The following is a 23,187-nucleotide window of genomic DNA, read 5'->3' as shown; positions in this document are numbered from 1 at the left end:
AAATATTAATTCCTATATAAACCGGTTGTTTAAAAATAAGGTCACGATGATAATCTTTTAGTTAATTATCACAAATATAATTAAATTTTGCTTATTTTAATAATTAATGTATCATTTCATTAGTGTAATACGTTCACCTAATATTAGTTTAACTAGTGGACCTATCACAGTTTTTGGCCCATATTCAAAACCAATAATATGCTTATCTAAAGGTAATTTCTCTATACATTGTTGCCAACGCACAGGGTACGACAATTGTTTAATTAATAAATCTATTAATTTCTCCCGATTATTTAATGGATAAAAGTCAGCAGTTACATTAGATAATACTGATGCTTTCAGTGGATAAATATCAACACGTTCAAGAAAACTTTTAAATTTTTCTGCAACATGCGCCATTCTTTTCGAATGGAATGCGCCATTAACCTGCAAAGGGTAATAAACACCTTTCGCATTCAATACCCTATCTTTAAATTGAGATAATTCAACTTTATCACCTGAAATAACAAATTGTGTAGGCGAATTAAAATTGGCTATAGTTAAATCGCTAAATTTGGAAGTTGCTAATAAATCCTCTACCTGTTCTAATTTAAGGCCAATGACGGCAGCCATAGCTCCCTCAGAGCAAAGCGCCATACATCGGCCCCTCTCCTGAACAATAGATAAGGCAGTCTCGAAACTAAAAGCGCCTGCGGCAAACAAAGCACAATATTCTCCCAGACTATGACCCACAAATATTTCAGCACCAGAGCCATGTCCTTCCAGGCTCTCTAAGTAGTGAAGAATGTTAACAACAAACAGGGCTGGCTGCGTAAATTCTGTTCTATCAAGAACATTAGCTTCACCTTCACACAACTGAACAAGTGAATACCCCAATACTTGTTGTGCCAGCCTCATATGGTATTCATATTTATCAAACAGGTTGCGCCCCATGCCTTGAAACTGGGCGCCCTGTCCAGGAAACATTGCGACGGTACATGTTTTCATTATTCACATCCTGTTTTCTAAATGAAGTTTTTATCTCTTTTTTCTCAACTTATAAGTGAGTGACATTTCAATACACATACTTAATTCATCTATTGGCAAACCGGCCTTCGGATCTAAGACTATTGCCCGATTTTTTGAATAAGTCAGTTCAGGAAAAAGTGTCCTAAATGTATCAACCAATGTAGTTTGGCAGTGAAAAAAGATAGCCACATACGAATGACCGAAACGATCCAATCGGATTGTTGTTCCCGATCCAGTTTCAAGAGTCAGGTAACTGGGTTGCCCCCATTTCAAAGTCTCAGTAATTAAACCTACACCTTCTGTTTTCGATGCGACGTCAAATATTAACTCTCTTATCATCAACAAAAGTTTTTGATATTGTTCAGGATAATTATTAAATACCGAGTGAACTTCGTTACTTTGAAATGCTTTCATAAGATAGCTACCTTATTCGCTAATTTGTGCGTTGTGACTGTCTCACACAACTCTGTCTCTAGATTAAAAAACAAACTATATAATATACCGTTTCTGAATTTTATCCAAAAGACATATCACTTTTAGCAATCAATGCCCTATCCACCCCATTTCTTTATATGAGACATATTTCTTACGTAATTCACTGTCAGGTACAACAACATCGTCCTCAGACATTTTCTTTCCTTCCAGAGTCAATCTTTCTACTCTTTGGGATTGAATAAATTCATATAGCGGATTCTGATGTTGATAAGGCATTTCGATCTTCCAGCGAGAGGCAATAGCAATTGATATCGGTGGTTGATTATTAATTGCATGCCACCACCAGGGTGGATTAATTAACATATCTCCCGGTTCTAAAATAACTCTAAGTTTAGGTATACGGTTATAAAGCGGCTGGTGTTCTTCTAAATATCTTACCGGAGCATTATGTTTGACAAATGAACCAACAAAGATCCCTTTATTAAAAATGGAACTATACATAGCCGCAGAATATTTAGGATGAACAAATACCCACTCTTTGCAACCATAAATATTTAAGAAACAATTAAGTTCATTAGCACAATGGTAAACAGCTCCTGTACCAGGCCCGCCAATGAAAAGTTGGGCAATTTTATGATATGAGGCAAAATCGCCTAAAAAACTATTAATACGGTCAATACCAATTTGCTGATGCAGAATAGGGTATTCATTAAAGATATCACTTAAGTTTTCAAGATATGCCCGACTAACATCACCATTTAATACCGCATTGATATAATGACGTAGCGATATGCCATCTTCTTCAAAAAGCTTTTCTGTTGTCGAATACCATAGTTGAAAATCGCCAAAGTTATCTCTGAAATACTCCGGCGTCCATAATTTCACACAGGGAAAAGATGATGAAAACCCTTTAATTACAATAGGTCGAATATCTTTAGCATAGATCTGAGCCAATTTCTGCCAGGTCAATTCCCCCTCTTTATAGGTTTCTATTTCTGAGTATCCTGATTCTAAAGCCGGTAACTCAAATGCCATACTCTGTTCAACTTGTTGTAGTTCGTTCTGAAAGAGATCTGGCTTTAAAAAAAAGTTCCTTAGAAAAAAGATATGTTCATATTCCAGACGCTCTTTTTCAGGCAGATCCACGTAATCATAATTTGAGCATGATGTTGTCATGATACTTCCCCCTCAAGTATGGAGTGAATAAATTTAGCTGCCTTATTAACACTCTGATAAGGCAAGATATCCTGTACAGAGAGATTAATGAAAAATCGTTTATTTATGTTCATCACTATTTTTGTCAAAGTTGTAGATTCCAATCCATAACTTGAAAACAACGCATCTTGATCTAACTCATCTGTTGTCATATACATAGCAGTCATAATTTCCCTGCTAAGAAAATCTTTAATTTCTTCAAATTTCTCCATATCAGAGTCTCTCTTGCGGAATTTGAGATATGATTTCTTTATATAGCGGGAGTATCTCATCAGCCGTTTTGGTTATTCCCACCGCTGTCAGAAACTTATCTGTCGATTGATATAGCGACATAAATTTTGACACTATATCGGCATTTTGCTCATCCAAGATGCTGCCCTGCATTTTATTTTCAGAACACGACAGCCCTAACATTACTGCTCTTGCCATCACCTCTTTTAGTGCATTTATCACTAAATCTTCAACTTTACCTTCCATAACTTATGTTCTCCAATAGTCATTTCTCGCTAGAAATATGCAATCCTGAAACATTTTATGACTCATTCAGCCCGGCATTTTTCCTCCCTGGTACTTCGAAGCAATATAAAGAAGTGAAGAGCGATCGAACGGGTATTTGGGCCAAAAACTCCGTTTATCCACGGGTGGCCTCATCCCTTCATCATCTTCTTTTTTCTTTAACCACATACGCAATGCCTCTGGCAGTGCTACCAACATGACGTCATCATCCTGACAGTTCACCGACGTCTGTAATCCATCAACTGTATGCCCTGCCAAAAATGCCTCCAGTTTACTGAGCAATTCCTCATAACTGCTGACTTTTACCACCAACCGCACATCTAAATGTTTGCGATAAAAACGTAGTGTCGATATTAACTGAGAGAGTGGTGTAATATGGCGATATTGGTGAATTTGTTCTATTACTGAAGCCACATACCGTTTTAATGATTCAACATTATTTGCTGAAAGACAGAAGTAGTATTCTTTCTCTTCAATAATGAGATCTTTTTTATATTCATCAGATTGATCGACAAAAGGTTCTAAAAGTACAAATGCAGAAACCCCACCTAATCCATATGAAAGTAAACCAATTAATCCTCTGAGCTCATTAAATGACTGACTGGTGTTTTTAATGTGTAACCGGCTGCTATCAATCCCTTCATTAAGCTCATGTAATTCAGAAATACCCGGTATCTGTTGATGTTTAATCGCCAATATTGTTCGTACAAATCCAGCAATACCCGAACATACTTCAAGATGTCCCACATTCGATTTCATTGAACTAACCACACAAGATGCACGCTCTAACTTTGATAAAAGCGTTGCAATAGCCTCTGCTTCACTGAGATCACCCACATTAGAAGCAATACCATGAGCTTCAACATATTGTAATTTTTCGATATCCGCATGTGCTTTTCGAAAAGCGGTTTCCATAACATTCACATGCGTAGAGGCATCCGGTGCAGTGAAGGAGTCCCCCCGCCCCCCGTGCCAGGTTGCAGCGCTTTTTACTTTGACTAATACCTCGTCGCCATCAGTAACCGCTAATTTCAGATTCTTTAACAAGATACAACCAACACCTTCGCTGCGAACAAATCCGTGCGCATCTTTACCAAAGGGTTTAACCATACCATCCGCACTCAGCAGATTTCTTTTTTGTAACGCCTTAAAACGAGAAGGCAATAAGTTGATTTGCGCAGCGGCAACAACAGCTTGTTCTACGACGCCTGAACTGATTAACTCTTTAGCTTTTTCAACAGCGGAATAAACACTGGCACAAGCAATGTTAACAATTTCGCTTGGTCCCTTAAAATTAAACAGATAGGATAACCGGTTGGCTGATAAATAAGGTGTTGATGAACCAATTGAGAACTCATCTATTAATGAATCAAATTCAGTAATTAATGCGTAATCATTGGCATCAATACAAACAAAAACGGCAGTACGTCTTTGATTAAACTGCTCAGGCGAGTAACCCGCATCAATAATTGCAGACCAGACGCTTTCTATCAGGGTTCTATGCTGGGGGTCCATTAACATAGCCTCCCGGCGAGACATACAAAAAAATTTATGGTCGAAAGCCAGACAATCCTTAATGAAATATCCCTGTATCTTTTCTCTTTCGATATCTCTGGTCAGTTCATCCGGCAACAACTGCCAGCGCGATTCAGGGTAAATTTCAGGCTCCAGTACCTTTTTACTCAACAATGGCCAAGAATCGCGCCAGTGTTCAGAGCCACACATGCGTAAATCAATACCAATCACACCAACTTCTTCTTCATCAATTTCTATTCGTGATGGCGGAAGGAATTCAGACGTCCGGTGTTGAAGAACATCTTCATTACATGGTTTCTCAGAATATTGGCTCAGGTACTCTGCCAAGGCTTGTATACTGGTTTTTTTTGCCAGGACCACGTTGTTTATCGTAAATCCTGTTACCTGACTAAGCTCCCATGAGATCCCCCTCATCGCAATAGAATCGATTCCCATGTCAGAAAAATGAGTTTTTAAACCAATATTCTCTGGCTGTAACCCCGTTATATCCGTAATAACCGACAAGATGGTGGAAACCAGACGCTTTCTGTCACTCAATATCGGTTGACGAACAAGCCAGCGATTGAGCGCATTATCAATTTTCTTGCTTACACCAGCCACAACACAGAGTTCTGTAGGTTGATGAATAAGTGCATGATTAAAAATCCTGATGCCATCATCGGTTAACATAGGTTCAGTACCCGTTGTTTCCTGTAACATAGACAAGGCTGATTTATTGATTTTCATGCCGCCATCCAGCCAGTAAGGCCAATAGATTGCGGTTGTTCGCCCGGCTCGCAGCCCTTCAGATTGTTTCCTATTACGATTATGAGTAAACTCGACGAGGTAATGGTTAGCTGCTGCATAATCCGTTTGTCCAGAATTCCCGAACAGGGCGGTTATTGAAGAGAATACAATAAATTGTTTAACAGAAAGTGAACGGGTGAGCTCATCCAACAATTCACACCCAATTACCTTACTTTCAACAATGTCTCTAACGTTTTTCTCCGTCTTAAAAAACATACTTCGGTCTTCAATGTTTCCTGCACTGTGTATGATGAGATCGATATTTTTATACTTAGTGACAATGCGTTCAACGGCTACAGTGAGCGCCTGACGATTGCAACAATCCGCCTGAATATATTCAATAGTTCCTTTCTCTGATGTCATACAATCCACAGGCAATTCATCACATTTTCGACGACCAATGATCACAACATTTGCGTCAAATGTATTTGCTAAATATTTAGCAAATACTTGTCCGATACCACCGGCTCCTCCACTGATTAATACTGTGGGTTTAAAACCAGATAGAGCTTCACAATGTTGTGATGATTCTGGAAATACACTTACATGATAGCGTAAGGCTTCTAATATGAGAGCATCTGACTCTATTTCATAATTTAAGCGCCGACAAAAAGAACCAGACACAGGCATTTGAAATAGCTTCAGACATTGCTCTATATGCTGAGAAAGAGTGAAGTTATGGAGTTGATACCAACCACAAGGGAGACCAAACTCTTTTTCAAGTGATAGTGCATGTGCATATAGCGTATTCCCCCAAATGTTCTTTCGGTCAGACAACAATATCCAGGAACCCGGTTTTGTTAATTCGATGGCACTGATGAGTTGCTTTAGGAAATTTAAATACCAATCAATCCAGTCGCTACCTGAAGCTTCATTTGGTAATCTGGGAAGCTCAAAATATCGCTCAAATGAAATATGCTTTTTCAATATTGAAGATTGCTCGTCCTCCAGCATAGAAAAAATAATTGGCAGTCTGTTTTCTTCATGATTCAGCCCATCATAAAATGATGAGACAGAAGAAAATAACGGTTCGATCTGGTGCAATATATTGATATCACGCTGCTTTTCATGTTCTACTATTTTATCTCTTTTAGCTTCAAGCTCATTAGGAAAATAAGTATTGTGCTGAAAAGGATAAGGGGGAACATAAATAATTTGGTGACTACCTTCTGAAAATAAATCTTTCAAACTATTCCGCTCTCCATTCAGCCAAGCTTCCACTTTTTCATAATCTGGATACCTGCTGACAGGAAATACTTCAGTGGCTAATCCATTAGCAAAAGAGATAATCTTTCCCAATAGCTCCTGCCGAGTCTGATATATAAAAGCGACACGATATGGCAGATTTGTTCTTCTGACCAAAGTGTAAGCACAATCATGAACTGAGACTAAAGGTGTGTTCTGCAAAAACGTCGAAATCAACAATGCATATGCTCTTAATGCCTTATCTGAGGATGCTGAAAATGCAAACAGATGAGTGGTCAGTTTGAACTTGGGGTTCCTCTTATCCTGATATTCAGAGATAATCGCATGGGCATTGACACCACCGAACCCAAAACTACTAACACCGAAGCGTCGTATTCCTCCATCTGATGGCTGCCAATCAGACTCTTTAGTGAGGATATGGAAAGGACTGCCTTCCAAAGATATTTTTGGGTTTAATTCATTGAGATTAAATATAGGTAACAGACGTTTCTTCTGAATAGAAAGCAGCCCCTTAATCAAACCTACCATGCCCGAAGCCGACTCAAGGTGTCCAACATTCGCCTTAGAGCCCGATATCACACAATAAGCCGTCCCTAATGTTTCTCCATATTCTTTGGCATGGGCACGGAATGCACGTTTCAACCCATTCACCTCAATAGGATCCCCTTTCGGTGTTCCAGTACCATGAGATTCAATATAGGAAATTGAATTTGCAGAAATATTAGCTTTCTGAAGCGCTCTTCTTATTACATTCGCTTGAGCATAAGCACTGGGAGAAGTGATCGTGGCAACACTACCACCATGATTTACGGCCACAGCATCAATCACGCCATAGATCCGATCATTATCTGCTAACGCTTTTTCAAGCGGTTTTATCAGGATCATTCCTGCGCCTTCTCCACGAACATAACCATCCGCTTGTTTATCAAACGTTTTGCAATTTCCGGTTGGAGATAACATCCCTGCTTGGGAAAATGCAACAAAGTAAGTGTGACTAAATAGATAACTTACTCCTCCTACAAAAGCTGCTTCACAGTCACCTGTCTGAATAGCTTGCACAGCGTAAGAAAGTGCAACCAAAGAACTTGAACATGCGGTATCAACAGGAACACTGGGACCTTTTATATCCAAATAGAAGGAGATTCTATTGGGAATTAGCGTAGTATAAGTTCCGGTTGAAAGATGCCCTTGAATATTAGTTATTGATTTTTCCAGACGCTCCTTATAATCAAAGTTACACACACCAAGAAAAACACCGATATCAGCAGATTTTATATCAGAAACGCCATACCCCGCGTCCTCTAAACATTCAACCGATAACTCAAGGGAGATGCGCTGCTGAGGATCCATTAATTCTGCTTCACGAGGAGTAATATTAAAATAAGGGGCGTCAAAACGGTCAAAGTTTTCTACTAAGCCGGCCCAACGACTTAAAGATTTATTTTTTTCAAAATGTGGCGAGTAATATTTACTAACAAGCCATCTGGATTCAGGGATTTCAACAATAGCTGATTTTTTTTCTTGATATAACTTCCAAAATAATTCTTGATTATAACATCTTGGGAAACGGCAAGATATTCCCACAATAGCAATTTTTTTTCTATCATTCATGCGCGTATCCCTCTTCTCTTGGTGTTCTTTAATCTTTCTTTCAAATATAAAAACTTTAGCCATCTACAAAAAACTATAAACTTTATTTCAAAGAAGAATGCTCAAAAATGAGCACATTATAAAAAACTATTTATAAATCTCATCGCTGAGTTATAGGGTACTTTTCCCGGATTGCGATAAAAAAACGAGCGATATTTTCGTTGTTAATACCAGCATATTCGCGAACGACAGTACTGCTGATATCGTTCAGGTTCAGAGCTCCCATCAAGTTCAGACGAGTACGGCTGCCCATTGTTTTCACAACGGTTTTCTGACCTTTGAGAACCATAAGCGAGTCTCATGCCCTGCGTGAGATGAACGCCATTGATGAACAGGATAGGCTCATTGTCTCCGGCTTCCTGCTTCAATTTCCCGTCAGTTTCCATAAAGGCCAGCCGCTGTTCCACGCTGTACAATTGGTGATTCATTTACTATTAAAATAATATATAATTTCAGGGTGAGAATATAAATATTAAAATAACAATTAAATATAATTATAATCAAACTAAATTCATATTAAAACTTAATAGTTTGTTTGTAATGCAGTCCATATAAGGATAAATTTCACCCTAAATGTGTTTGAAAAACGTTGACACCCTCACCCTAGGTATAAGTTAGCCAAGTTAACTATTACTATCCTAAGATTGACACATTTGAAAAATGTTTATTGATAATAAAAAGCTAACATCTTGGCTTTTTTATCTCGTTATTATAACTGAACTATTTGCGACCATTTGAATAGAGTTAAATATATTTATTCCTATTTTATCCAGGCTGAATAAAGGCGTAGATCACAAAATTATTTATTATTCAATTAAGTATTCTTCAATTTTTTTCCTATCAAGAATCAGAAAAAAATCTTTAGATTCCTTAATAATTCCCTGTCTAATAAAATCATTCATAAAATATCCAACACGGGAGCGAGTTGTACCTATCATATAAGATAAATCCTGATAAGAAATCTTATTTTTAATTGAAGATACATTATCATTTTTAATTTCCGAGGCCATCCTCATTAATGTATAGGCTAACCTTTTTTCACTATTGAAAACAACAAATCCAGAAATGGCATTTTGATACTCTATAATTTTATTTGACATACAAATCATAAAGTTATATAAAATATCCTTACCTTTGATTTCTTCTAAAAATGAAATGAAATTTATCTTTTTTATAGCACAGTCAATTAAAGCTGTCGCCGTTTCAGATATAATATCTCCAGAGAATCCACTTTCACCAAAAAAATCTCCTTCTTTATAAAAACCAATGTTACATATTCTGCCATCTTCGGTTTGAGTAGAGATTTTAACATGTCCTTTTTCTATAAAATAGAAACTCCCTCTTCCTCCTCCTATATATATACATTCGCCCTTGTAGAATTTAATATTTTTAACATAACCCCTATCTCCACGAATAAAATCAATAACACTACTATTCAAATTTCCAGCACTATTATTCATTAGTATTACCCCGTTATTTTAATTAAATAGCTATCCCTGGAAAAATCATTCTAATTATAAATAACAAAATAAAAAATTTAACTTTCTCTTATCTTTTTATAAACATAGCTTATGTTATTAGGCTAGGATGCTCAATATTGAGCATCCTAGCCTTGTTCTATTCCACAGTAATCATGGCCGGAAGGGTTGAAGTTTTTCCTTACAAAGGGGATAAATCAAATCAATATCTTGAATGCATGACTATCTAAATAGCTGTTCCTAATATTGCTACACCGTTGCTGTGCCATGTTTATTTCCTGGGAATGGGCTAACCGTATTGTTTATCCATGGCGAATATATTTTCACTATCACTGAGCATACACTTGGAAGTGCATCTCAAGTTTATGTAACACAAGATCAAATTCTATTAGAGGGTAAGGCAGCGCCGCAACTTCAATGGGGGACAGATAAAACAAGAGGTACACGAATGAAGATGAGTAAAGGGATTTATGTTATGAAAGGAGGATTAATTACATTCAATCGAAAATCATTAACTATTAATCGCAAGTTGAAGAAAATCACACGTAAAAGGATATTATCCGAAAAAATGGATAGTAAAGCGTTTTCTCATCAGTTATTTAACAACGACAGTAAAGATAAAGTGAATATGATCCGCTTTCATTAAACATAATCCAGTGATGATTAAACTTAATTAAAAACCGATATTTAAACGGTTAAAGCTTTATACCGATTAAGGCTATCAGTTAAAAAATAACGTTTAATAACAGTGTAAATATTGCCCATCATAAAACTCAGGGCAGGATTCACTTTGTTTACCCTGTCCTGTTTAACTCATTTATCCGCGATTCTATACTCCACTTATTTTACATTTACCTAACCTACCTAATCATTTAAAAGCGAGAATACCAAAGTATTAAAGCTTTTATATCAAGGACAGATTTAACTTAATAAATGCAGCTTTTTCAAAATAATAGTTAATGGCATTTAATCGAAAATTATTAACCATTAATCGCAAGTTGAAAAGAAATCACACGTAAAAAAAGACTTGTTAACAGGTCTTTTTCTGCCTACGATGAGACTTGTTAACCAGTCTTATTGAGAGGATGTATGGCAAACGTTATTCTAAGCGACACGAGCGCAAGCATCAGTGAGTTAAAGAAAAATCCAATGGCTACCGTGGGGGAAGGTGGCGGTTACCCCGTCGCTATCCTAAACCGCAATCAACCTGCCTTTTACTGTGTTCCGGCTGAATTGTACGAAAAGCTGCTTGATGCCCTGGACGATCAGGAATTATCACGCCTCGTCAAAGAGCGCCAACACCAACCATTAGTGGACGTGGATCTGGATAAGTATCTATGAACTACCGCGTAAAGTTCAAGGAGGAAGCAGCGAAAGAATGGGAGAGGTTAGATAAAGCAATACAGCAGCAGTTCGCCAAAAAACTCAAAAAGTGCTGTGATAACCCGCACATACCATCAGCAAAACTTCGGGCAATGCCTAACTGTTACAAAATTAAGTTACGCGCTTCGGGTTTTCGTCTGGTGTATGAAGTTATTGATGACTGCCTGATCATTATCGTTGTTGCCGTGGGTAAACGCGAACGGAGTGATGTTTATCATCTCGCCAGCGAACGCTTGCGCTAACAAGGGAAAATCACACAATAAGTTAATGAAGGTCACACTGAATAAAGCCGGAAAGATCTTCCGGCTATTTTAGCAATTATCTACTTCACAAAGGAAAAAAACCTCAACGGCAAGTTCTTCTTACAAGTTGAACAAATGCAATTACATCTGCATTACTCCCCTTTCGCCAATTGTTCAGCAATCACCGCAGCAAATCCCGCTAAAGTCCTGAGGAATCCCCAGAAAATAGACAGGCATAGCGTTGTGTGATCTACTGATTGTTCCACCAAGTCAATAAAGTCACTGCTATGCCTGTACGTGAAGTATGTCATAACTTCTTTAAAGATGCTTTATCACCATTTCATAAATATCGTCAGAATGCATTAATCGATGCCACTATCGCTTTGATTAATGGTGCTTCTCTTACGTTAACCAGCATTGGGCACTTTTTACCAGGAAACGCTCACGTCAAACATAAAATTAAACGTATTGACCGGCTACTCGGTAATGAAGCTCTTCATAGGGATATTCCTGATATCTTTCGTAATATTATTGCTATGCTGACTGAGTCACTCTCATTGTGTGTCATAGCTGTTGATTGGAGTGGATATCCCTCACAAGAACATCATGTACTCCGTGCGAGTTTAATTTGTGATGGACGCTCAATTCCTTTGTTAAGTCAAATAGTTTCCTCATGTGAACAACAAAATGTAACCATACAAAATGCATTTCTTGACATGCTAGCGAGTGCTGTTAACCCTAAAGCCAGAGTAATTATTGTTACGGATGCAGGTTTTCAAAATGCATAGTTCAAACATATAAAAACGCTCGGTTGGGATTTTGTCGGACGCATTCGAGGAAATACTCAACTAAGACTTGAAAAATAGGGTGAGCTTTGGTTTAAACGGCAAGCTTTAAAAGCAACTACAACCCCACAGTTTTTAGGGTTTGGCACATTATCAAAAGCAGAATATGCACGTTGCGATGGTTATTTTTATCTTCATAAAAGACCGAATAAAGGGAGAAAATTCAAAAAATCACGATATCGAATGGGACGAAAATCTCAGGTCAAAGATGGGCGTTCGGCAGCAATGGAACCTTGGCTTATTTTTACTAGTATGGATGATTTTAAACCTCGTCAGGTTATGAAAATTTACAGCCGAAGAATGCAAATAGAGCAAAATTTTAGGGATGAAAAGAGTGAACGTTTTGGATTTGGTCTTAGAGCAAGTTATAGCCACGGTGCTGGTCGTTTATCAGTATTGAGTCTACTTGCTACACTGAGTTCAGTTGTACTTTGGCTGATTGGTTTTTATGCCGAAAATAAAGGAATATATCTTAATTATCAGGCAAATAGTATTAAATCAAGAAGCGTTATCTCTCATCTGACATTAGCAGAGAATGTCTTACGCCATTCCCCGCTAATATTATTTGAAATCGTACTTAATAAAACACTCAAATACCTCGCCAGAATCTACCAAAATATGGTTTTGATTTATTAGCGCTGATTTCTGGGGATCCCTCAGCGCTAAAGTCGGATTATTAAATACAGTCGAGTTATCAACATGCATATTAAAAACATGACGAATAATGACTTTGTTGCCAGACGGCATAATCAGGATATTGCAGAGTCAGTGATGCTAATGCAGGAGTGCGATGATTGACTAACTCATTATAAACCGTGCTTAATTCTTTGAAGAAAATCGTTATCGACCAACCATCAGTGATAATATGATGTTGATTTAAAATGAAAATATACTCATTTTTATCCAAATAGATCAAATGTGTACAGATTAAAAGGTCATGAGATAAATTAAAGGGGGTATGAATGGTTTTATTCAGGATATTTGTGACTTCACTTTGTTTATCTACCACCTGCCGCAAATCAGAGATAATAAGGGGGAAAAATGTATTTGCATCCAGTAACGGAACCCAAGGTTGATTATCTTTTAAAACAAATATTGAACGCAAAGATTCATGACGATTAATAATATAATTGAGTGCTTTCTCGAATAGATCAATATGCAAATTTCCGATAAGCTTATATACTAATGGAATGTGATAATGAACGGTATCATTCTCTAATTGACTGAGTAACCATAACCTATTCTGCGGCAAAGATAATGGAAGTAGCCTCTCCAATCTTTCCCGCCTTATAAGCAATCGATTCTTACCCCGGTTATATTTTGATATCAGATGATAAAAATTCATCTTTTTCATTCTCATCAAGATCACTCAAATATTCATTAATTCCCATAATAACATCCTAAATTCTATGCCATACATTAACGAGTTTCGTGAATCTTTTCTGTCTGGTAACTTCAATCAAATAGGCAATAGCTACCGCACAATCCCCTTTGAGACTGATATAAAATGTGGATAACCACAAATTTTGCAGGAAATTAACCTCTGAAAGAAATAACAAGCTACATCTAAATCTGAGAAAATATATTTAAATTATGATATTACAAATAGTGAGATTGATGTAAATCACTCTCACTATAATTACATGTTAAACAATCTGATATTTAATTCCTTATGCTATATAAATATTTACATAAATTTAATTATAACCATCATCACACAATATAAAATATAACTCACCTCGGGTATAATATTACGAATTATTTTTAACGCAAACCATAATTTATCAAAAAAACAAAGATCACCAAGAATAAAGTCAAAAGATTTAAATATAACACTGGTTATATTTACTTAAGAAAACTTTATTCAAACTATAATCTACCTGATTGATAGAAAAAAAACAAAAAATGAATAGCTTTAGCAAAATAATTCAAAAATAGAATGTCATTATATTCAATAACTTTTTCAATATAATCATTAATTATAAAAAATTTAACCTGCATTAGACGATGAAGGCAGAGACGCCGAATAAATGGCTTCTATACCCTATAGATTTCAAGATGCATCGCGACGGCAAGGGAGCGAATCCCCGGGAGCATAGCTAACTATGTGACCGGGGTGAGCGAGTGCAGCCAACAAAGAGACAACTTGAAAGATAACGGGTATATACCACCAAGCTGCATCAAAGAAGTCACATTGTCCATCATCCCAGTAGCGTTGATGACGTAAATCCCTTTTCATCATCCGTTTTTCCTCTCGATGTGATTTAATCACTGCTTTCTGTCTGTTCATAACAGTAACACCTTATCGTTGTTTTCACCCATACGGTGTCATATCACCGATACAATAAATACGTTATTTCAAATAGATAGAAACTTCCTTTCAGTTCATTAGCGTTATTCTCAATTATTCCCGTTTAATGAAAACTAACAAATCATCATGACGATATAATGGCAATCTTTACGTTATGACAAAATCTAATTTATTATGGTCTTCGGTTGCCATACGGTAAGAAAGTCACTATCTGAGATAATCCTTTCCACCCTATGGCAACCATTTTATTAAAATACCGGCGGCTGGCAACAGAGCAATAATTAATTATCTGGGTTGTTAAGTACTCTTACAGTTTCCAGCCAATCGGAAGCCGGCATTTTTTGCTTCAACTTCTGTTTGAAAATAAACAGTATTCTTCTCCAAAATCGCCTTATATCCTGAACAATGGGAGAAATGATAAATTTTGCTATTGTTATTACCTTTGATTAATCCTGTATGTGACGAATCAGATGACACCCGTTTTTTCTGGGTATCTGTTTGATTATTCTTTCCCTGCCCCTTTCTCTGCTCTGCGGGTGGAACACCAATAGCTGAATTCTTATGCCATAATTCCCATTTCTGCTCACCGGTAACAAAAGGATTATGATGCCCCATAATGCCGGCAATTCGGTTATCTCTCTCCCGTTCCCATTGACTTGGTGGATATTGACGATCCCAAGCCATGAATAACTGCTGCTGCTGACGTGACATAGAAAGATTGTAACGATCGTGCATATAAAAATTAATTCGGGCAATTTGCCCTTTTACTGCGTCCCGCGGCTCAAACGTGCGAGATTTAGCATCGACTTTACTGGTACAAGCACCATAATCATTCGGCTCATTCTTTGGTAACATTCCATAACTGAAATTACTGCGATCACCGTTAACCTCGCCAATGGATGGAGACAAATTATGCATATCAGATTCCATTGCCCTGAAAACCGGATCTGTGGATACACAATTTTTCCTGCCTCCCTTTTGCCAACACTGCCGCTGATGTCCAAAAACCCAAGCGGGAACAATATGTTCCCATTCAATCCGTTCGGATCGGGCCCGATTCTGTTGTGATCTGACTTGATAACCACACGAAGACAGATTGACGCGCCCACCACTCTTCCCCGTCCATTGCCAATGACAGCCACAATACAATGTTCCCGTCTTTGATTTAAATTGATCATGATAGATATGGTTGCGCAGTTCAGTTTTAGCTTGTTCAAATGTAGCCGGAGCAGCAAAAGAAGATGAAGGAACAATTAAGCTGAAACACCCAATATAAATCGCCCAGAAATTAATTTTTCGTTTCAATGATATACCCTATTATTCAAAATATCATTTTGATCTTTCCCTTTTATATTGCCTCACAATCGACCTATAAGACAAACATTGTTTATTTGCATTTCGTCTTAAACGCTCCTTTAAAACGAAAGGCTATCTAACAAGCAGGTTGAGATATCACATTAATTTTACCTGACAAAAGATTATTGCTGTTAAAGTGAACAAAATGAGCAATACCACTTCTAACACATGCGAGTCAATAGGTTAAAACCGTATACAAATCAATATACAGGGCTATATAGCCCTGTATAACTATAATTTCAATTTACAATTCATTACCATAAGAATGGATATTCTCTATTTCTTCCTGTAACTGCTTTCGCTTCAAGTTCCAGAGTGAATCTTCTGGCATTTGCACACGAACACCCAAACGACAATATTCAGGAATATCACAGAGTTCCCCATCTTTATAGAACACCTTTTTACCATTTTCATCTATAGATTTGAGTCGCCAATTCTGAAATCGCTCAGGTAAATGCGAGTGCTGGCGATGGAAGGTTTCAATGATAATAGCGCCTTCAGGTTGAACCTGATCATCAACAAAAATCAATTCAAGATTATTGTTATCATGAGGAACAGAAATACCACCATGTATACCCCAAGCACAATCAGCGTTATAACTCAAACATCTGAGAATGATGACTTATATTATTATAATATAACCACACCATCATATAATAGTTGTATTCAATGATATTACGTAGATACGGCACACCGGATGAGTGAATTTAAAACTTAAATAGAAACCACACTCAATTTAACTCCCATAGCAGATAATAACTTGCTGATAGTTTCATACCGAGGATGAGCACCGGGAGTAAGCGTTTTATATAGGCTTTCACGACTGACGCTTGCTTCACGAGCAACATCAGTTACACCACGCGCTTTAATAACATCTTTCAATGCAGCTAAAAAAACATTGGGGTTAGACTTCCACTGCAGCAGTTAAATACTCAACGACCATCTCTTCACTATCCAGATAGTCCGCTACACTAAAAGTAGCCAATTTTACATTACTCCTTTCTTCCCCGTCATAAAGAAAGAGGTCCCTCGAAATTTGACTGACACAAAAGACCACGCTATCGCGTGGCCTTGAAGCAAAGTAACTCCATCAGTAAAAATCATTGTTTTTCAGCAAGCAGTAACCTGTAAATTACACCACCCACAATCCCGCCAATAATCGGCATAACCCAAAATAGCCATAACTGCTCTAAGGCCCAGGTATTCTGGAATATAGCAACAGCTGTGCTTCGTGCAGGGTTAACTGAGGTGTTTGTAACAGGAATACTGACCAAGTGAATTAAAGTCAACGCCAAACCTATTGCTAATGGCGCAAAACCCGCATACGCTCGTTTATCTGTTACACCAATAATGACAATCAGGAAGATAGCCGTCAAAACAACTTCAGCAACAATAGCTGACTGAAGTGAAAATCCACCAGGTGAATGCTCACCATAACCATTGGATGCAAAACCACTGGCTGTCACATCAAAACCAGCCTGTCCACTGGCAATAACATACAACACAGCCGCCGCAAGAATACCGCCTATAACTTGAGAAATAACATAAGGAATAATTTCTGCGGCCCTAAAACGCCCCCCCGCCCACAGGCCAATTGTCACCGCAGGATTAAAATGCCCACCAGAAATATGCCCTACTGCATACACCATCGCCACAATAGTTAAACCCGATGCTAAAGCGACACCGACAAAACCAATACCTAATTCAGGAAATCCAGCAGCTAATACAGCACTACCGCATCCCCCAAAAACCAGAACGAACGTTCCAATCAATTCAGCCGTTAATTTTCTTAACATATTTTATCCTCACCCAGTTATCGAATAGAGTTACCTTGCTGGAATTAACTATAGCTAATAAATGAAAATCACGCTTATTTTTGACACAACCACATAAGTCGCTGATCTATTAGATATATTAATGTCACATTTACTTTAAGTACAATACTCAATGCAGAATTTTCCCTATTGGATCAACTTTTCGATAAAATATAGATAATTTAAAATCAATTATCCCCAGAATAAGATCAACATTCTTTTTAAAATATAAAAATCCGGTGCAGAATATCGACACCGGATTATCACACAAGTATTGAATAGCTCAATATATATTAAACAATGGGTACGATACAGAAGATAGCTTTTTCATTACTAAATAAATAATTCATCTGACTACCAAAACTGAAATATTTGCATACCCGACAATTCCTGAAGCGTTTGAACCTAGTAAATGAGTCGAAATATTAGGTCGTCTGGAACCAATAATAATTAGATCGGCTTTAATCTCATTTGCTGTTGATAATACTTTGTCCCTTGGTGATCCAAAAGCAACTGAGAAAGAGACCCGCTCTTTTGGTAAGTCTATTTTTTCAGCAACTTTTGCCAGTTCTTCTTCTGACCTTGCAATAGATTTCTTGGCAAAAGAGTTGATCAGGTCATAATGATAACTATAACTAACTGAAAATCTCGATACATCAGGAATGGAATGGAAAAGATGTATATTGGCGTCAGACAACTTAGCCAAATACTCCGCATGTGCAATCGCTTTATCGGTTAATTCATCTTCTGAAATTTCTACCGGTACTAAAATAGTTTTGTACATATGCACTCTCCTATATTTACATACCAAACCAGGCTACTACATTTAGTATACTCTATATCCTGTTAATTACTATGAGTTATTTAATCAAATGGAAACAATGATGAAAACAAAAAACACTTATATTTCATATCAATATAGAATATGACCAATATCTTTCACACAGAATCAACACTTATAAAAGTAAAAACCAATCATCATGATAATAATAAATCTATTACTGTTTGTCATCAATGATTATCCAGCTTATTACTCACAAAAGAAAAAATCAATTAATACCTTTATTCAATATATCATCCTGTATATGACGATAAAATAACAATTATAGTTTAAAGATTTTTCATCTATTACGCCTGCTGACCTGCCCTTTCTCTATCGCGTTCTAATGCATACCAAAAGTGACATGTACAGGGGTAATAACATCAACCCTTGAAACCTATTTTACTGCCGGTATAACGCTTTTATTTGCTGAACTGTATTTTCAAATATCTTAGCTTGTTTTTCATCGTCCATTTCTGCAATAGTACGCTCCACATTCCGTATAACTTTCCCGGCATTAGCTTGCCCCATCGTTTTAAGAACCGAAGCCAACAACATTTTTAAACATGTCACTTCTGTTGCCAGGATTTCAGTATCGGAAGATGAAGCCAAATCAATGTTACTCATAATCGTTACCTGCTTAAATATTAATTACGTCATGAAAATAATAATTATACCATATAATCCATCCCCTATTTTTATACATTTGGTAAATATATCTACAAAAACAAATGTTAACTTATTGTTAAAATTATTTATTCTATAAATATTTATGCGGTTATTAATTCTATGATAATCAGAATATACAGGATGTTATTGTTGTAAATAAATAATATATGTCACTGTATAAGACAATTCTCTTTTGTCTTTGAGAGATATAAGTATAATATTCACATTCCTGATGAGTTTTTGGGATAATTTATCTATTCTATTGTTTTATATAATTTTTACTAAAAATCAAAAAATAGATTACTGAAGTTAACTCTTCTGAAACAAATTTAATTCACAAGCAATATCAATGAAAGCTCATGTATGAGCATAGGGCCAGTTGGAGACACTTTTTTGATAAATGTTTTGTTAGTCGATGATCATGAATTGGTCAGGGTTGGTGTAAAGCGTATTCTTGATGACGTAAAAGGGATAACAGTTACAGGAGAAGTCAATTGTGGTGAAGATGCGATAAAATGGTGCCGGACGAATAAAGTAGATATCGTGTTAATGGATATGAATATGCCAGGCATCGGTGGCCTGGAGACAACAAAAAGAATCCTGCGTTATCATCCCGATGTCCGGGTAATTATGTTGACTATCTATACTGAAAATCCATTGCCAATGAAGGTGATGCAGGCGGGCGCCAGAGGGTATCTCAGTAAAGCCTCTACCCCTCAGGATATGGTCAATGCGATTCGTACCGTTAATGCCGGGCAGCGCTATATCGCGCCCGATATTGCCCAGCAGATGGCTCTTAGCCAAATTAATCCACAGACAGATAACCCACTAAGTTGCCTGTCTGATCGTGAATTACAGATTATGCTGATGATCACAAAGGGACAAAAGGTGAGCGATATCTCTGAACAACTTAACCTTAGCCCAAAAACTGTCAATAGCTATCGCTATAGAATGTTTAGTAAACTAAATATCGGCGGTGATGTAGAATTAACACATATGGCAATACGTTATGGGCTGTTCGACACAGAGAGTCTGTTAAATAGTGACGGAACAATTTGATTCAAAAGCATTCTTAAAAACAGTAACCAGTCAGCCTGGTGTTTATCGTATGTATGACACCTCGGGAACAGTTATTTATGTCGGTAAAGCTAAGGATTTAAAAAAACGGCTTTCCAGTTATTTTCGGGTACAGGTTGCCAGCCGTAAAACCGAATCTCTGGTCAAAAACATTGCTCAAATAGATGTTACTGTCACACATACAGAAACCGAAGCGTTGTTACTGGAGCATAATTACATCAAGCTTTATCAGCCCCGATATAACGTTTTACTGCGAGATGACAAATCTTATCCTTATATTTTTCTCAGCGCAGATAAACACCCGCGGCTGGCAATGTATCGGGGTGCTAAACATGCTAAAGGTGAATATTTTGGCCCATTTCCAAGCTCTTATGCGGTACGTGAATCATTAATCTTACTGCAAAAACTTTTTCCTATCCGGCAATGTGAGGATAGTGTCTACCGCAATCGCTCCCGGCCATGCCTTCAATATCAAATTGGCCGATGTCTTGGGCCTTGTGTTAACGGGTTGGTAAGTGAAGAAGAATATCAACAACAAGTTGATTATATTCGTCTGTTCCTTTCAGGCAAAGATCAGCAAGTTTTAACCCAATTGATTAGCCGAATGGAAGAAGCCAGTCAGCAACTGAAATTTGAAGATGCTGCAAAATATCGCGACCAAATTCAAACCGTTCGTCAGGTTACTGAAAGACAATTTGTTTCAGGAACAGACGACGATCTGGATGTCATCAGCATTGCATTTGAAGCGGGCATGGCTTGTCTGCATGTCCTGTTCATACGTCAAGGCAAGGTGCTGGGAAGCCGAAGTTATTACCCTAAAGTCCCTGTCGGGACAAAACCTGACGAGATTATGCAAACATTCCTTGGTCAGTTTTATTTACAAGGCAGCCAAAACCGGACTTTGCCATCAGAAATTTTACTGGATTTTGCTCTGCAAGAGAAAGACATCTTATCTGATTCTTTATCTGAAATATCCGGTCGAAAGATTCATATTCAAACCCGCCCTCGCGGAGACAGGGCCCGTTATTTGAAACTCGCCCGGACAAATGCAGCAACAGCTTTAGTTACTCGCTTATCTCAACAATCCACCATTCACCAAAGATTAGAATCTCTCGCTAATTTAGTTAAGTTGGCAAAAATTCAGAGAATGGAATGTTTTGATATCAGTCACACTATGGGGGAACAAACTGTTGCATCTTGTGTTGTCTTTGATAGTAATGGCCCACTACGTTCTGAATATCGGCGCTATAATATTAGTGGCATTACGCCCGGTGATGATTACGCTGCCATGAATCAAGTACTGCGCCGTCGATACGGAAAGACATTGGATGAATCAAAAATTCCCGACATTATTTTCATTGATGGCGGAAAAGGGCAATTAGCTCAGGCAATAGAGGTATTCCAGTCTCTTGATGTTGAATGGGACAAAACACGCCCTCAGTTGATAGGCGTTGCCAAAGGAAGTGATCGCAAAGCCGGGCTTGAAACACTATTTTTCGCGGCGGAAGGTGAAGGTATGGCATTACCACCGGACTCACCTGCCCTGCATGTGATTCAACATATCCGTGACGAATCACATAACCATGCAATAACCGGGCACCGCCAGCGGAGAGATAAAGTGAGAAAAACCAGTACGCTGGAATCTATTGCCGGTGTTGGTCCAAAACGCCGGCAAATGTTACTGAAATATATGGGGGGATTACAGCCTTTACGCAACGCAAGTGTCGAAGAGATCGCAAAAGTACCGACTATTTCCTATGCATTAGCAGAAAAAATTCATAATGCATTGAAACACTAGGTGCATTGATGCACCATACTTATAAATTCCACTATAGCCAGATAGTTAAGAAGCACTATGCAATTAAATATACCAACATGGCTCACTCTATTCCGTATCGCCCTGATCCCATTTTTTGTATTGGCATTTTATTTGCCATTCAGTTGGGCGCCGATGGTCTGTGCCATAATTTTTGTTGTCGCTGCAGCGACAGACTGGTTTGACGGTTTTCTCGCCCGCCTTTGGAAGCAGACAACTCGCTTTGGCGCATTTCTTGATCCTGTTGCTGACAAAATCATGGTTGCCGCCGCATTAGTATTAGTTTCCGAGCACTATCATACATGGTGGATAACACTCCCTGCTGCAACCATGATAGCACGTGAAATTATCATCTCTTCTCTCAGGGAATGGATGGCTGAATTAGGAAAACGCAGTAACGTTGCCGTTTCTTGGATGGGTAAGGTAAAGACGACAGCACAGATGACGGCATTAGTTGCCTTATTATGGCGCCCCAATTTTGAATTCGAACTGGGTGGATTCATATTACTTTATATTGCTACAGTGATGACATTTTGGTCAATGTTTCAATATGTCAACGCGGCGTGGTCTGATTTGCGTGAAGCTTGATCGAAGTGACGTAAAAATCATCGAACAAACATACCCTAACAATAATTGTGTTGACTCGATACGTTAAGTAAGTAGAATGCAACGCATCGAACGGCACATAAGATTTACAAAAACAAATAAGTAAATCAGCCAGTTCGAAGCGGTGCGGGAATAGCTCAGTTGGTAGAGCACAACCTTGCCAAGGTTGGGGTCGCGAGTTCGAATCTCGTTTCCCGCTCCAAGTTACTAGTTAGAATAAAGGGTTAGTAACTTAATAGCTGATAAGTAAGGCGCGTTGGCAGAGTGGTCATGCAGCGGATTGCAAATCCGTCAACCTCGGTTCGACTCCGGGACGCGCCTCCAAATTCAGCCCAGGTGGTGAAATCGGTAGACACAAGGGATTTAAAATCCCTCGGCTGTAAGGCTGTGCGGGTTCAAGTCCCGCCCTGGGCACCAA

General features: G+C 37.9%; 22 protein-coding genes, 3 tRNA genes and 2 pseudogenes. 10 read left to right on the top strand and 17 right to left on the bottom strand.

Annotation, left to right across the window (positions count from 1 at the left end; all coding sequences use genetic code 11):
* Positions 1 to 111: 111 nt before the first annotated feature.
* The 8 genes and pseudogenes from C5470_RS09250 to C5470_RS09215 form a co-directional block, all read right to left on the bottom strand.
* Positions 112 to 966, bottom strand: a complete 855-nt coding sequence (locus C5470_RS09250; protein ID WP_278249182.1) for an ACP S-malonyltransferase — start codon at positions 964 to 966, stop codon at positions 112 to 114.
* Between the two features lie 51 nt (positions 967 to 1,017).
* A complete protein-coding gene (locus tag C5470_RS09245) occupies positions 1,018 to 1,422 on the bottom strand; it encodes a DUF1801 domain-containing protein (RefSeq protein ID WP_166288060.1) in 405 nt (134 codons plus the stop codon).
* Between the two features lie 129 nt (positions 1,423 to 1,551).
* Positions 1,552 to 2,619, bottom strand: a complete 1,068-nt coding sequence (locus C5470_RS09240) for a cupin-like domain-containing protein (protein WP_166288057.1) — start codon at positions 2,617 to 2,619, stop codon at positions 1,552 to 1,554.
* Positions 2,616 to 2,870: an acyl carrier protein gene (locus tag C5470_RS09235; protein ID WP_166288054.1), complete on the bottom strand. Its 255-nt coding sequence runs from the start codon at positions 2,868 to 2,870 to the stop codon at positions 2,616 to 2,618. The genes C5470_RS09240 and C5470_RS09235 overlap by 4 nt, the downstream gene beginning before the upstream one ends.
* 1 nt (position 2,871) lies before the next feature.
* Positions 2,872 to 3,135, bottom strand: a complete 264-nt coding sequence (locus C5470_RS09230) for a hypothetical protein (RefSeq protein WP_166288051.1) — start codon at positions 3,133 to 3,135, stop codon at positions 2,872 to 2,874.
* 66 nt (positions 3,136 to 3,201) lie between these two features.
* Positions 3,202 to 8,313 carry an SDR family NAD(P)-dependent oxidoreductase gene (locus C5470_RS09225; protein ID WP_166288048.1) on the bottom strand — a complete coding sequence of 1,704 codons (5,112 nt, stop codon included), beginning with the start codon at positions 8,311 to 8,313 and terminating at the stop codon, positions 3,202 to 3,204.
* Between the two features lie 154 nt (positions 8,314 to 8,467).
* Positions 8,468 to 8,720, bottom strand: a pseudogene (locus C5470_RS09220) (IS630 family transposase); the annotation flags it as partial.
* 438 nt (positions 8,721 to 9,158) lie between these two features.
* Complete coding sequence (locus tag C5470_RS09215; protein WP_166288045.1) at positions 9,159 to 9,812, bottom strand: Crp/Fnr family transcriptional regulator; 654 nt, start codon at positions 9,810 to 9,812, stop codon at positions 9,159 to 9,161.
* Positions 9,813 to 10,128: 316 nt separating this feature from the next.
* On the opposite strand from C5470_RS09215, the gene C5470_RS09210 reads away from it, so the two are divergent.
* The 3 genes from C5470_RS09210 to C5470_RS09200 all read left to right on the top strand — a co-directional run bounded on the left by C5470_RS09210 (position 10,129) and on the right by C5470_RS09200 (position 11,455).
* Positions 10,129 to 10,476 (top strand): hypothetical protein, encoded by a 348-nt coding sequence (locus tag C5470_RS09210; RefSeq protein WP_166288042.1) that lies wholly within the window; start codon positions 10,129 to 10,131, stop codon positions 10,474 to 10,476.
* A gap of 443 nt (positions 10,477 to 10,919) precedes the next feature.
* A complete protein-coding gene (locus C5470_RS09205) occupies positions 10,920 to 11,171 on the top strand; it encodes a type II toxin-antitoxin system Phd/YefM family antitoxin (protein WP_036847707.1) in 252 nt (83 codons plus the stop codon).
* Positions 11,168 to 11,455, top strand: a complete 288-nt coding sequence (locus C5470_RS09200) for a type II toxin-antitoxin system RelE family toxin (RefSeq protein ID WP_132356405.1) — start codon at positions 11,168 to 11,170, stop codon at positions 11,453 to 11,455. Before C5470_RS09205 ends, C5470_RS09200 begins: the two co-directional genes overlap by 4 nt.
* Before the next feature lie 152 nt (positions 11,456 to 11,607).
* On the opposite strand, the gene C5470_RS09195 is transcribed toward C5470_RS09200, so the two are convergent.
* Positions 11,608 to 11,766: a hypothetical protein gene (locus tag C5470_RS09195; protein ID WP_166288039.1), complete on the bottom strand. Its 159-nt coding sequence runs from the start codon at positions 11,764 to 11,766 to the stop codon at positions 11,608 to 11,610.
* On the opposite strand from C5470_RS09195, the pseudogene C5470_RS09190 reads away from it, so the two are divergent.
* Positions 11,743 to 12,936: pseudogene (locus C5470_RS09190) on the top strand (IS4 family transposase). The gene C5470_RS09195 and the pseudogene C5470_RS09190 sit on opposite strands and share 24 nt — an antisense overlap.
* Before the next feature lie 70 nt (positions 12,937 to 13,006).
* Here the strand turns inward: C5470_RS09190 and C5470_RS09185 are convergent.
* The 8 genes from C5470_RS09185 to C5470_RS09150 all read right to left on the bottom strand — a co-directional run bounded on the left by C5470_RS09185 (position 13,007) and on the right by C5470_RS09150 (position 19,228).
* Positions 13,007 to 13,576, bottom strand: coding sequence for a condensation domain-containing protein (locus C5470_RS09185; RefSeq protein WP_166288036.1), 570 nt, complete (start codon positions 13,574 to 13,576; stop codon positions 13,007 to 13,009).
* A gap of 777 nt (positions 13,577 to 14,353) precedes the next feature.
* Entirely contained in the window at positions 14,354 to 14,590 is a 237-nt protein-coding gene (locus tag C5470_RS22760; protein ID WP_242687853.1) for a hypothetical protein, read from the bottom strand.
* A gap of 318 nt (positions 14,591 to 14,908) precedes the next feature.
* Positions 14,909 to 15,916, bottom strand: coding sequence for an endonuclease (locus C5470_RS09175; RefSeq protein ID WP_166288033.1), 1,008 nt, complete (start codon positions 15,914 to 15,916; stop codon positions 14,909 to 14,911).
* 295 nt (positions 15,917 to 16,211) lie between these two features.
* Positions 16,212 to 16,571 (bottom strand): phage tail fiber protein, encoded by a 360-nt coding sequence (locus C5470_RS09170; protein WP_242687852.1) that lies wholly within the window; start codon positions 16,569 to 16,571, stop codon positions 16,212 to 16,214.
* A gap of 110 nt (positions 16,572 to 16,681) precedes the next feature.
* Positions 16,682 to 16,888, bottom strand: coding sequence for an addiction module antidote protein (locus C5470_RS23610; protein WP_422631064.1), 207 nt, complete (start codon positions 16,886 to 16,888; stop codon positions 16,682 to 16,684).
* A gap of 179 nt (positions 16,889 to 17,067) precedes the next feature.
* On the bottom strand, positions 17,068 to 17,763 hold the full coding sequence (aqpZ, locus tag C5470_RS09160; RefSeq protein ID WP_166288030.1) for an aquaporin Z: 696 nt from the start codon (positions 17,761 to 17,763) through the stop codon (positions 17,068 to 17,070).
* 364 nt (positions 17,764 to 18,127) lie between these two features.
* A complete protein-coding gene (locus tag C5470_RS09155) occupies positions 18,128 to 18,565 on the bottom strand; it encodes a universal stress protein (RefSeq protein ID WP_166288027.1) in 438 nt (145 codons plus the stop codon).
* A gap of 438 nt (positions 18,566 to 19,003) precedes the next feature.
* Positions 19,004 to 19,228 carry a DUF2594 family protein gene (locus C5470_RS09150; RefSeq protein ID WP_166288024.1) on the bottom strand — a complete coding sequence of 75 codons (225 nt, stop codon included), beginning with the start codon at positions 19,226 to 19,228 and terminating at the stop codon, positions 19,004 to 19,006.
* Positions 19,229 to 19,663: 435 nt separating this feature from the next.
* Between C5470_RS09150 and uvrY the strand changes: the two genes are divergently transcribed.
* The 6 genes from uvrY (at position 19,664) to C5470_RS09120 (ending at position 23,186) form a co-directional block, all read left to right on the top strand.
* Positions 19,664 to 20,329 carry a UvrY/SirA/GacA family response regulator transcription factor gene (uvrY, locus tag C5470_RS09145; protein WP_166288021.1) on the top strand — a complete coding sequence of 222 codons (666 nt, stop codon included), beginning with the start codon at positions 19,664 to 19,666 and terminating at the stop codon, positions 20,327 to 20,329.
* Positions 20,313 to 22,145: an excinuclease ABC subunit UvrC gene (gene uvrC / locus C5470_RS09140; protein ID WP_166288018.1), complete on the top strand. Its 1,833-nt coding sequence runs from the start codon at positions 20,313 to 20,315 to the stop codon at positions 22,143 to 22,145. The genes uvrY and uvrC overlap by 17 nt, the downstream gene beginning before the upstream one ends.
* Before the next feature lie 57 nt (positions 22,146 to 22,202).
* Complete coding sequence (gene pgsA, locus C5470_RS09135) at positions 22,203 to 22,751, top strand: CDP-diacylglycerol--glycerol-3-phosphate 3-phosphatidyltransferase (RefSeq protein ID WP_166288015.1); 549 nt, start codon at positions 22,203 to 22,205, stop codon at positions 22,749 to 22,751.
* A 144-nt stretch (positions 22,752 to 22,895) separates the two neighbouring features.
* Positions 22,896 to 22,971, top strand: a tRNA-Gly gene (locus C5470_RS09130).
* A gap of 48 nt (positions 22,972 to 23,019) precedes the next feature.
* Positions 23,020 to 23,093 (top strand) — tRNA-Cys (locus C5470_RS09125).
* Positions 23,094 to 23,099: 6 nt separating this feature from the next.
* Positions 23,100 to 23,186: transfer RNA gene (locus C5470_RS09120), tRNA-Leu, on the top strand.
* Position 23,187: the final 1 nt, after the last annotated feature.

Origin of the sequence: Photorhabdus stackebrandtii (genome assembly GCF_011189495.1) — a bacterium.
GTDB lineage: Bacteria > Pseudomonadota > Gammaproteobacteria > Enterobacterales > Enterobacteriaceae > Photorhabdus > Photorhabdus khanii.
The sequence above is the reverse complement of the archived record's forward strand: the minus strand, read 5'-3'. Positions and strand labels throughout refer to the sequence as shown.

Excerpts from the sequence above, each read along its gene's own strand:
- C5470_RS09250 (WP_278249182.1), bottom strand. The coding sequence starts at position 966 with ATGTTTCCTGGACAGGGCGCCCAGTTTCAAGGCATGGGGCGCAACCTG.
- C5470_RS09245 (WP_166288060.1), bottom strand. The coding sequence starts at position 1,422 with ATGAAAGCATTTCAAAGTAACGAAGTTCACTCGGTATTTAATAATTAT.
- C5470_RS09240 (WP_166288057.1), bottom strand. The coding sequence starts at position 2,619 with ATGACAACATCATGCTCAAATTATGATTACGTGGATCTGCCTGAAAAA.
- C5470_RS09235 (WP_166288054.1), bottom strand. The coding sequence starts at position 2,870 with ATGGAGAAATTTGAAGAAATTAAAGATTTTCTTAGCAGGGAAATTATG.
- C5470_RS09230 (WP_166288051.1), bottom strand. The coding sequence starts at position 3,135 with ATGGAAGGTAAAGTTGAAGATTTAGTGATAAATGCACTAAAAGAGGTG.
- C5470_RS09225 (WP_166288048.1), bottom strand. The coding sequence starts at position 8,313 with ATGAATGATAGAAAAAAAATTGCTATTGTGGGAATATCTTGCCGTTTC.
- C5470_RS09215 (WP_166288045.1), bottom strand. The coding sequence starts at position 9,812 with ATGAATAATAGTGCTGGAAATTTGAATAGTAGTGTTATTGATTTTATT.
- C5470_RS09205 (WP_036847707.1), top strand. The coding sequence starts at position 10,920 with ATGGCAAACGTTATTCTAAGCGACACGAGCGCAAGCATCAGTGAGTTA.
- C5470_RS09200 (WP_132356405.1), top strand. The coding sequence starts at position 11,168 with ATGAACTACCGCGTAAAGTTCAAGGAGGAAGCAGCGAAAGAATGGGAG.
- C5470_RS09195 (WP_166288039.1), bottom strand. The coding sequence starts at position 11,766 with ATGACATACTTCACGTACAGGCATAGCAGTGACTTTATTGACTTGGTG.
- C5470_RS22760 (WP_242687853.1), bottom strand. The coding sequence starts at position 14,590 with ATGAACAGACAGAAAGCAGTGATTAAATCACATCGAGAGGAAAAACGG.
- aqpZ (WP_166288030.1), bottom strand. The coding sequence starts at position 17,763 with ATGTTAAGAAAATTAACGGCTGAATTGATTGGAACGTTCGTTCTGGTT.
- C5470_RS09155 (WP_166288027.1), bottom strand. The coding sequence starts at position 18,565 with ATGTACAAAACTATTTTAGTACCGGTAGAAATTTCAGAAGATGAATTA.
- C5470_RS09150 (WP_166288024.1), bottom strand. The coding sequence starts at position 19,228 with ATGAGTAACATTGATTTGGCTTCATCTTCCGATACTGAAATCCTGGCA.
- pgsA (WP_166288015.1), top strand. The coding sequence starts at position 22,203 with ATGCAATTAAATATACCAACATGGCTCACTCTATTCCGTATCGCCCTG.